Here is a 7,936-nt window from a genome sequence, read left to right on the forward strand (position 1 = left end):
CCCCCCCCCCCCCGGACCCCGCCCCCCCGGCCCCCGGCCTGCACGCACCGCCGGCGTCGCACCGTCGGCGATGCGCCGCCGGTGCGGTCGGCCTGATACGCCGCCGGGCGCCGATACAGCCGACACAGGCGCCGATCCCTCGGCGCCCGTAAGCGCGGATCCGCGCGTGCCGGTGCGAACGGGTGCCCGGAGCCGCTACGACGGCCTCGGACGCGGGGCCGGGCAGTGCTCCGCCACGCACGGCATGCCCGGGCCCGGGCGGCAGCCCGGTTCCCCGTGGCGCCCGGGCTCCCGCAGAGCCCCCCGCACGGTTCAGTCGCGGTCGCGGCGGCGGTCCCGTTCCTCGACCGCCGCGTTGTACGCCGCCACCTGGGCCCGGCGGGCCACCCGCTCCACCGGGCGCAGCGCCTGCGCCCGCGCCCCGATCTCCGACGCGGACACCGCGCCGCCGTGGCCCCGCTCGTACGCCAGGGACACCATCAGGCCGACCCGCTGCGCCAGCTCCAGCACCCGGACCGCCCGCGGCGGGTACCCCGGCGCCAGGACCTCGCGGCCCGCCTCCGCCCGGGCCCGGTACGCGGACAGCGCCGCCTCCGCCACCGGCCCCGACGCCGCCACGTCCAGCCGCGTCAGCACGGTCGTCGCCTCCCGCAGCGCCTCCGCCAGCTCCCGCTCCGCCTCGCCGAGCGACGGTACGTCGGCCGGCGGCGCCTCCCGTACCGGCAGGCAGTGCCACACCACCGAGACGTGGACGTCACCCGCCGGCCCGGCCTCCGCCACCTCCGGCACCAGCCCCAGCGCGGCACCCACGCAGACCACCGCCTCCTCCGCGTCCAACGCCCGCGCGTTGAACTCCGGCGGACCGCTCAGCCCCAGCGGATGCCCCGGCGCCGGCAGCGCGACCCGCAGCCCCGTCGCGCCCAGCGCCCGCAGTCGGCCCAGCGCCAGCGTCAGACCCACCGGACCCGGTTCGCCCGGCAGCCCCGCCACCCGGTGCACCGCGTCCTCGCCCACGATCGACAGCGCGGCCTCGTCGGGCGAGACGAGACCGGCGAGCAGAGCGTTCCCCCAGGCGGCCAAGCGCCCTGAACGTGGTTCGACAAGCATTCCCCCACCCTACGCAGCCCGCCCGGGCCGGGCCCCGGCCCCGGACCGCGCGCCGAGTGGCGTAGGTTTGCCTGGGGCTGCGTCCACAGGCGCACAGAGAACCGTGACTGCAAGGGGTGACAACACGCTCATGAGCGATGTTCTGGAGCTGGTGGACGTATCCGTGGTCCGCGAGGGCCGGGCACTGGTGGACCAGGCCTCCTGGTCGGTCAAGGAAGGGGAGCGCTGGGTCATCCTCGGCCCCAACGGCGCCGGCAAGACCACCCTGCTCAACGTCGCCTCCAGCTACCTGTTCCCCACCAAGGGCACCGCCACCATCCTCGGCAGCACCCTGGGCAAGCCCGGCACCGACGTCTTCGAGCTGCGCCCCCGCATCGGCGTGGCCGGCATCGCCATGGCCGACAAGCTCCCCAAGCGGCAGACCGTCCTGGAGACCGTCCTCACCGCCGCCTACGGCATGACCGCCACCTGGCAGGAGGAGTACGAGGAGGTCGACGAGCAGCGCGCCCGCGCCTTCCTCGACCGCCTCGGCATGACCGACCTCCTCGACCGGAAGTTCGGCACGCTCTCCGAGGGCGAGCGCAAGCGCACCCTGATCGCCCGCGCCCTGATGACCGACCCCGAGCTGCTGCTCCTCGACGAGCCCGCCGCCGGCCTCGACCTCGGCGGCCGCGAGGACCTCGTACGCCGTCTCGGCCGCCTGGCCAGCGACCCGCTCGCCCCCTCCATGGCCATGGTCACCCACCACGTCGAGGAGATCGCCCCCGGCTTCACCCACGTCCTGATGATCCGCCAGGGCAAGGTCGTCACCGCCGGCCCCATCGACCTCGAACTGACCTCCCGCAACCTCTCCGTCTGCTTCGGTCTCCCGCTCGTCGTCGCCCGCAACGACAACGACCGCTGGACCGCCCAGGGCCTGCCCCTGCGCTGACCCCGCACCGCACCCTGTCCGGACCGCCGCCGCCGGACCTACCATGACCACGTGGACATCGACGCATGGGTGTGGTGGCTCATCGGCGCGGTCGGACTGGGCATTCCCCTCGTCCTCACCGCCATGCCGGAGTTCGGCATGTTCGCCGTCGGCGCGGTCGCGGCCGCCGTCACGGCGGCCCTCGGCGGGGGAGTGGTCGCCCAGGTCCTCGTCTTCACGGTCGTCTCGGTCGCACTCATCGCCGTGGTCCGGCCGATCGCCAACCGCCACCGCGACCAGCGGCCCCAACACCGCACCGGCATCGACGCGTTGAGAGGCCGGACCGCCGTCGTCCTGGAGCGGGTCGACGGCAGCGGCGGCCGAATCAAGCTCGCGGGCGAGATCTGGTCCGCCCGCGCCCTCGACGCCGGCACCAGCTTCGAACCCGGCCAGCAGGTCGACGTCGTCGAGATCGACGGGGCGACCGCGGTCGTCATGTGACGTGACGACCGCCGTCGTCATGTGACGCCCCGGCCAGGACGGATGACATGACGTCATACAGTCGTCAGGCAGGGTAAACAGCCGACTCGCGGCCCCGGGGTCTGCGAGACTTCCGATGAGCGGGGCAGCACGGACAGCAGCCGGAAGGGCACGGGGAACGCATGCAACCGATCATCATCGTCCTGATCATCCTGGTGGTCCTGGTCTTCATCGCACTGGTCAAGACGATCCAGGTGATCCCTCAGGCCAGCGCCGCCATCGTCGAGCGGTTCGGCCGCTACACCCGCACCCTCAACGCGGGCCTCAACATCGTCGTCCCGTTCATCGACTCCATCCGCAACCGGATCGACCTCCGCGAACAGGTCGTCCCCTTCCCGCCGCAGCCGGTCATCACCCAGGACAACCTGGTCGTCAACATCGACACCGTCATCTACTACCAGGTGACCGACGCCCGCGCCGCGACGTACGAGGTCGCCAGCTACATCCAGGCCATCGAGCAGCTCACCGTCACCACCCTCCGCAACATCATCGGCGGCATGGACCTGGAGCGCACCCTCACCTCCCGCGAGGAGATCAACGCGGCCCTGCGCGGCGTCCTCGACGAGGCCACCGGCAAGTGGGGCATCCGCGTCAACCGCGTCGAGCTCAAGGCCATCGAGCCGCCGACCTCCATCCAGGACTCGATGGAGAAGCAGATGCGCGCCGACCGCGACAAGCGCGCCGCCATCCTCCAGGCCGAAGGTGTCCGCCAGTCGGAGATCCTGCGCGCCGAAGGCGAGAAGCAGTCCTCCATCCTGCGCGCCGAAGGTGACGCCAAGGCCGCCGCACTGCGCGCCGAGGGCGAGGCACAGGCCATCCGCACGGTCTTCGAGTCCATCCACGCCGGCGACCCGGACCAGAAGCTGCTCTCCTACCAGTACCTCCAGATGCTCCCGAAGATCGCCGAGGGCGACGCCAACAAGCTCTGGATCGTGCCCAGCGAGATCGGCGACGCCCTCAAGGGCCTGTCCGGCGCCATCGGCAACTTCGGCCCGATGAGCGGCGGTTCGATCGGCCAGCAGCGCCAGGAGCCGCCCGCCGCAGAGCGCCGCGAGCAGCCCCCGATCGACTGAGGCCGACGGACCTCCTGCATGATCGGTGAGGCCCCTCGACCTTCATGGCGGGGAGGCGTCTCACTGATCCGAAGGAGATGGCCTTGTCCATCTGGGAAGCACTCGCGGTCTTCGCCGCCGGCATCGGCGCCGGCACCATCAACACCATCGTCGGCTCCGGCACCCTCATCACCTTCCCGGTGCTGCTCGCCACCGGCCTGCCGCCGGTGACCGCCAACGTGTCCAACACCCTGGGCCTGGTGCCCGGATCCCTCAGCGGAGCCTTCGGCTACCGCCAGGAGCTCCGGGGCCAGGGCCGGCGCATCCTGCGCCTCGGCGCCACCACCCTCGTCGGCGGCCTGGCCGGCGCCGTCCTGCTGCTCACACTGCCGTCGGACTCGTTCGACACCATCGTCCCGGTCCTCGTCGGCCTCGCCCTGGTCCTCGTCGTCACCCAGCCCCTGCTCGCCAAGGCCCTGCGCGAGCGGCGGCTGAAGGCCGGCTCCGACGCCGCCGCCCCCCACGGCGACGGAGGACCGGTGCTCCACGCCGGCATGCTCCTCGCCAGCGCGTACGGCGGCTACTTCGGCGCCGCACAGGGCATCCTCTACGTCGGCCTGATGGGCGTCTTCCTGAACGAGGACCTCCAGCGCGTCAACGCCGTCAAGAACGTCCTCGCCGCCCTCGTCAACGGCGTCGCGGCCGTCGTCTTCCTCTTCGTCGCCGACTTCGACTGGACGGCCGTCCTGCTCATCGCCGTCGGCTCCACGCTCGGCGGCCAGCTCGGCGCCAGGATAGGCCGCCGCCTCCCGCCGGCCGCCCTGCGCGCGGTCATCGTCGTCGTCGGCATCGTCGCGATCGTCCAACTCACGCTGCGCTGAGGCCCGTACGCAGGCCCGTACGCAGGCTCGTACGCGGCCGCCGTACGCGGGCCCGCAGCCGGAGCCGGAGCCGGCGCCCCGAACCCGGTCCCCGGCCCCTTACGCGCCGACGGCCCGCCCCCGCACCGGGGACGGGCCGTCGCGCCGTCGTCGTCACACGCTCCCTACGCCGAGGGCGCCAGCCACTCCGGCAGCGCCGCGCGCTGCCCCGCACCCAGCCCGAACAGCATCGCGTCCGTCGGCGACGGCACGAACGGCTTGCGCAGCAGCGGCATCCCCGCCTCCTCCGGAGTCCGGTCCGCCTTGCGGTGGTTGTCCTCGGCGCACGAGGCCACCGTGTTCAGCCAGCTGTCCCCACCGCCCTGCGCCTTGGGCACCACGTGGTCCACGGTCGTCGCCCGCCGCCCGCAGTACGCGCACCTGTGCTGGTCCCGGACCAGCACCCCCCTCCTCGACCACGGCGCGTGTCTTCGGAAGGGCACCCGTACGTACCGGCAGAGCCTGATCACCCGGGGCATCGGAAGATCCACGCTGGCACCGCGCACACGGAGTTCGGGATGCGAGGCCTCGACGACGGCCTTGTCCTGGAGCACCAGCACCACAGCCCGGTTCAGCGTCACCGTCGACAGCGGCTCGAAGCTCGCGTTCAGCACCAGCGTGTCCCGCATCTCGCCCACCTCCCGTGTGCAGGCCCGCGACCACCCTGGCAGCAGGGCCCGGAACCACTCTGGACGCGGGCGCCACGCGGGACAACGCAATAAAAATGCCCGGTCCTGGTCACCTTTAGACCAGGACCGGGCAAACGCCGGGCGAACGTCAGCCCGCGGCCGGAACCTCGTACTCCGCAATGAGGTGTGCGCGGCCCAGGGTGTGGAAGCGCAAATGGAATCCGACGGCGGCGGCAGAGGCGTCCGCGTCCGGTCCCAGCTTCGGCTGGTCCACCGCGTAGACGGTGAACACGTACCGGTGCCGCTCCCCGGCCGGCGGCGCGGCCCCGCCGAAGTTCTTGTCGCCATAGTCGTTGCGCACGTGCACCGCGCCCGCCGGCAGGCCCTCGAACTTCCCGCTGCCCGCGCCGGCCGGCAGCTCCGTGACCGACGCCGGCAGGTCGAACAGCACCCAGTGCCAGAACCCGCTGCCCGTCGGCGCGTCCGGGTCGAAGCACGTCACCGCGAAGCTCTTCGTCCCCTCCGGGAAGCCCTCCCACCGCAGGTGCGGCGAGACGTCCCCGCCGGCCTTGGCCTGCCCGGGACCCAGCTCCCCGCCGTGCTCGATGTCGTCACTGGACACCGTGAACTCGTGCACCGGCGGATGAAACGCGTGGGGGAGAGGCGCCCTGCCCTGCTCAACCACAACCAGACCTCCTTGTCGGACCGGACTGCTGTCCTTGCGGAGCCTACGGGCAGAGCAGGCCGATCACCGGAACCCAGAACCAGTTGCTCAGAACCAGTTGCGCTGCGAGCCCACCGAGGCGATCCACTGGTTCAGGTACCCCGCCCAGTCGGTCCCCTGGAACGACTGGAGCCCGACCTGGAAGCAGCGGTAGGTGTCGCTGCCCTCGCTGAAGAGCCCCGCCTTCTTGTCCATCTCCAGGACGACGTCCATCTCGCGGCCGTCCGCGACGAAGGTCAGCTCGACCTGGTTCAGCCCGTGGTACTGCTGCGGCGGCAGGAACTCGATCTCCTGGTAGAAGGGCAGCGTCTGCCGCGTACCGCGGATGTGGCCGCGCTCCATGTCGGCACTGCGGAAGCGGAAGCCGAGCTGCCCGAACGCGTCCAGGATCGCCTGCTGCGCCGGCAGCGGGTGCACGTTGATCGGGTCCAGGTCGCCGGCGTCGATCGCGCGGGCGATCTCCAGCTCGGTGCTCACCCCGATGTGCATCCCGTGCAGCTGGTGGCCCGCGAAGTGGGTCACCGGGGTCTCCCACGGGATCTCGAGGTGGAACGGCACCTCGTGCACCGCACCCGCCTGCACCTGGAAGGCACCGCCGAGCCGCTGCTTGGTGAAGACGATGTCCTGCTTGACCTCCTGGTCGCCGCCCTCCACCTCGACCCGGGCCTGCAGGCCGACGTTCAGGCCCTCGATCTGCTGCTCGACGTTGCCGCCCTGGATACGGACGACACCCTGGACGATCCCGCCCGGCACCACGTTCGGCTCGGTGATGATCGTGTCCACCGAAGCCCCACCGGCGCCGAGGGCCGCGAACAGCTTCTTGAACCCCATGCTCGTACTCCCCTTGTGTGATGACTCAGCTGCTTGTACGACGGCTGAGCCGGGCTGGGACTGCCCAGCCTCGTGCGACTACCTCTACTTACGCGGAACCTTAGGCCCCGGTTGCAGCCGCCCACCGTCCACTACGCTCGACCGGATGAGCGCGCGTCCCGACCGTACGCCCCTGCCCCGCGACTTCTACGACCGCCCGGTCCTCGCAGTGGCCCCCGACCTCCTCGGCCGCACCCTGGTCCGCCGGACTCCGGACGGCCCGATCGAGCTGCGCATCACCGAGGTCGAGGCGTACGAGGGCGAGGCCGACCCGGGCTCGCACGCCTACCGGGGCCGCACCGCCCGGAACGCGTCGATGTTCGGCCCGCCCGGCCACGCGTACGTCTACTTCATCTATGGCATGTGGTTCAGCCTCAACGTGGTGTGCGGCCCGCCCGGCCATGCGAGCGGCGTACTGGTGCGGGCCGGGGAGATCACCGTGGGCGCGGACCTGGCCCGCAAACGTCGAATCTCGGCCAGAAGGGATGCGGAACTCGCCAAAGGCCCGGCGCGCCTCGCGGCCGCCCTGGACATCGACCGCTCCCTCGACGGCACCGACCTCTGCGCCGGCCCGACCGCCCCCCTGTCCCTCCTGGCAGGCACCCCCACCCCGGCCGACCAGGTCAGTGTCGGTCCGCGCACGGGAGTGGGCGGCGACGGCGCCCACCATCCCTACCGCTACTGGATCACCCACGACCCGACGGTGAGCCCCTACCGGGCCCACGCGCCACGCCGCCGCTCAACTTGACTCGCCCATGGCGGACCCCTAACGTAGCCCGAGCCGCTGGAAACGGGTCACTGCTGTCAGCAGTCCCGGAGCGGTCAACCACTACCTACGGATCACCCTGGCGGGGATCAATTCGGCATGCCCGAATTCAGTAGCCGCCGGCTCGATTATGAGTCGCCCGGGAAATCCGCTAACGTAGTGAACACGCCGAAAGGCAAAAGGCCACTCCAACGGCCAACCGGATTCAAATCCAAACCGGAAACGGAACGGAAATGAATGTGGTAGAGTTGGAAACGAAGGAAGCGCCCGGAGGGCCCGGAAACGGGAACGAAGGAAGCGTCCGCACCTTGAGAACTCAACAGCGTGCCAAAAATCAACGCCAGATATGTTGATACCCCGTCTCTTCGGAGACGAGGTTCCTTTGAAAAGTCCTTCAGGTCCTTCGGGGCCGGGAGGC

The 7,936-nt window shown here is 71.3% G+C and carries 10 protein-coding genes; 5 read left to right on the top strand and 5 right to left on the bottom strand.

Features of this window, described 5'->3' with window-relative positions; translation table 11 throughout:
• Window positions 1-312: 312 nt before the first annotated feature.
• A complete protein-coding gene (locus tag GPJ59_RS30280) occupies window positions 313-1,107 on the bottom strand; it encodes a hypothetical protein (protein ID WP_219671109.1) in 795 nt (264 codons plus the stop codon).
• Window positions 1,108-1,237: 130 nt separating this feature from the next.
• Between GPJ59_RS30280 and GPJ59_RS30285 the strand changes: the two genes are divergently transcribed.
• From GPJ59_RS30285 to GPJ59_RS30300, 4 genes are all read left to right on the top strand, one after another.
• A complete protein-coding gene (locus GPJ59_RS30285; protein WP_219671110.1) occupies window positions 1,238-2,038 on the top strand; it encodes an ABC transporter ATP-binding protein in 801 nt (266 codons plus the stop codon).
• A 51-nt stretch (window positions 2,039-2,089) separates the two neighbouring features.
• On the top strand, window positions 2,090-2,518 hold the full coding sequence (locus GPJ59_RS30290) for an NfeD family protein (protein ID WP_219671111.1): 429 nt from the start codon (window positions 2,090-2,092) through the stop codon (window positions 2,516-2,518).
• Window positions 2,519-2,679: 161 nt separating this feature from the next.
• Window positions 2,680-3,630, top strand: coding sequence for an SPFH domain-containing protein (locus GPJ59_RS30295; RefSeq protein WP_219671112.1), 951 nt, complete (start codon window positions 2,680-2,682; stop codon window positions 3,628-3,630).
• Between the two features lie 83 nt (window positions 3,631-3,713).
• Window positions 3,714-4,490: a sulfite exporter TauE/SafE family protein gene (locus tag GPJ59_RS30300; protein ID WP_219671113.1), complete on the top strand. Its 777-nt coding sequence runs from the start codon at window positions 3,714-3,716 to the stop codon at window positions 4,488-4,490.
• Window positions 4,491-4,654: 164 nt separating this feature from the next.
• Here GPJ59_RS30300 and GPJ59_RS30305 read toward each other — a convergent pair whose 3' ends face one another.
• From GPJ59_RS30305 to GPJ59_RS30315, 3 genes are all read right to left on the bottom strand, one after another.
• A complete protein-coding gene (locus tag GPJ59_RS30305) occupies window positions 4,655-5,158 on the bottom strand; it encodes an HNH endonuclease (RefSeq protein WP_219671114.1) in 504 nt (167 codons plus the stop codon).
• Between the two features lie 148 nt (window positions 5,159-5,306).
• Window positions 5,307-5,843, bottom strand: coding sequence for a YbhB/YbcL family Raf kinase inhibitor-like protein (locus tag GPJ59_RS30310; RefSeq protein WP_219671115.1), 537 nt, complete (start codon window positions 5,841-5,843; stop codon window positions 5,307-5,309).
• 87 nt (window positions 5,844-5,930) lie between these two features.
• On the bottom strand, window positions 5,931-6,713 hold the full coding sequence (locus GPJ59_RS30315) for a sporulation protein (RefSeq protein WP_219671116.1): 783 nt from the start codon (window positions 6,711-6,713) through the stop codon (window positions 5,931-5,933).
• Between the two features lie 145 nt (window positions 6,714-6,858).
• On the opposite strand from GPJ59_RS30315, the gene GPJ59_RS30320 reads away from it, so the two are divergent.
• On the top strand, window positions 6,859-7,500 hold the full coding sequence (locus GPJ59_RS30320; RefSeq protein ID WP_219671117.1) for a DNA-3-methyladenine glycosylase: 642 nt from the start codon (window positions 6,859-6,861) through the stop codon (window positions 7,498-7,500).
• A gap of 146 nt (window positions 7,501-7,646) precedes the next feature.
• Here GPJ59_RS30320 and GPJ59_RS30325 read toward each other — a convergent pair.
• The coding region (locus GPJ59_RS30325) for a hypothetical protein (RefSeq protein ID WP_219671118.1) at window positions 7,647-7,936 on the bottom strand (290 nt) is incomplete at its 5' end.

It is taken from the genome of Streptomyces bambusae, assembly GCF_019400985.1.
GTDB lineage: Bacteria > Actinomycetota > Actinomycetes > Streptomycetales > Streptomycetaceae > Streptomyces > Streptomyces bambusae_A.

What these genes read in the sequence shown, in the direction of transcription:
- GPJ59_RS30280 (WP_219671109.1), bottom strand. Translation starts at nt 1,107, where the DNA reads ATGCTTGTCGAACCACGTTCAGGGCGCTTGGCCGCCTGGGGGAACGCT.
- GPJ59_RS30285 (WP_219671110.1), top strand. Translation starts at nt 1,238, where the DNA reads ATGAGCGATGTTCTGGAGCTGGTGGACGTATCCGTGGTCCGCGAGGGC.
- GPJ59_RS30295 (WP_219671112.1), top strand. Translation starts at nt 2,680, where the DNA reads ATGCAACCGATCATCATCGTCCTGATCATCCTGGTGGTCCTGGTCTTC.
- GPJ59_RS30305 (WP_219671114.1), bottom strand. Translation starts at nt 5,158, where the DNA reads ATGCGGGACACGCTGGTGCTGAACGCGAGCTTCGAGCCGCTGTCGACG.
- GPJ59_RS30315 (WP_219671116.1), bottom strand. Translation starts at nt 6,713, where the DNA reads ATGGGGTTCAAGAAGCTGTTCGCGGCCCTCGGCGCCGGTGGGGCTTCG.
- GPJ59_RS30320 (WP_219671117.1), top strand. Translation starts at nt 6,859, where the DNA reads ATGAGCGCGCGTCCCGACCGTACGCCCCTGCCCCGCGACTTCTACGAC.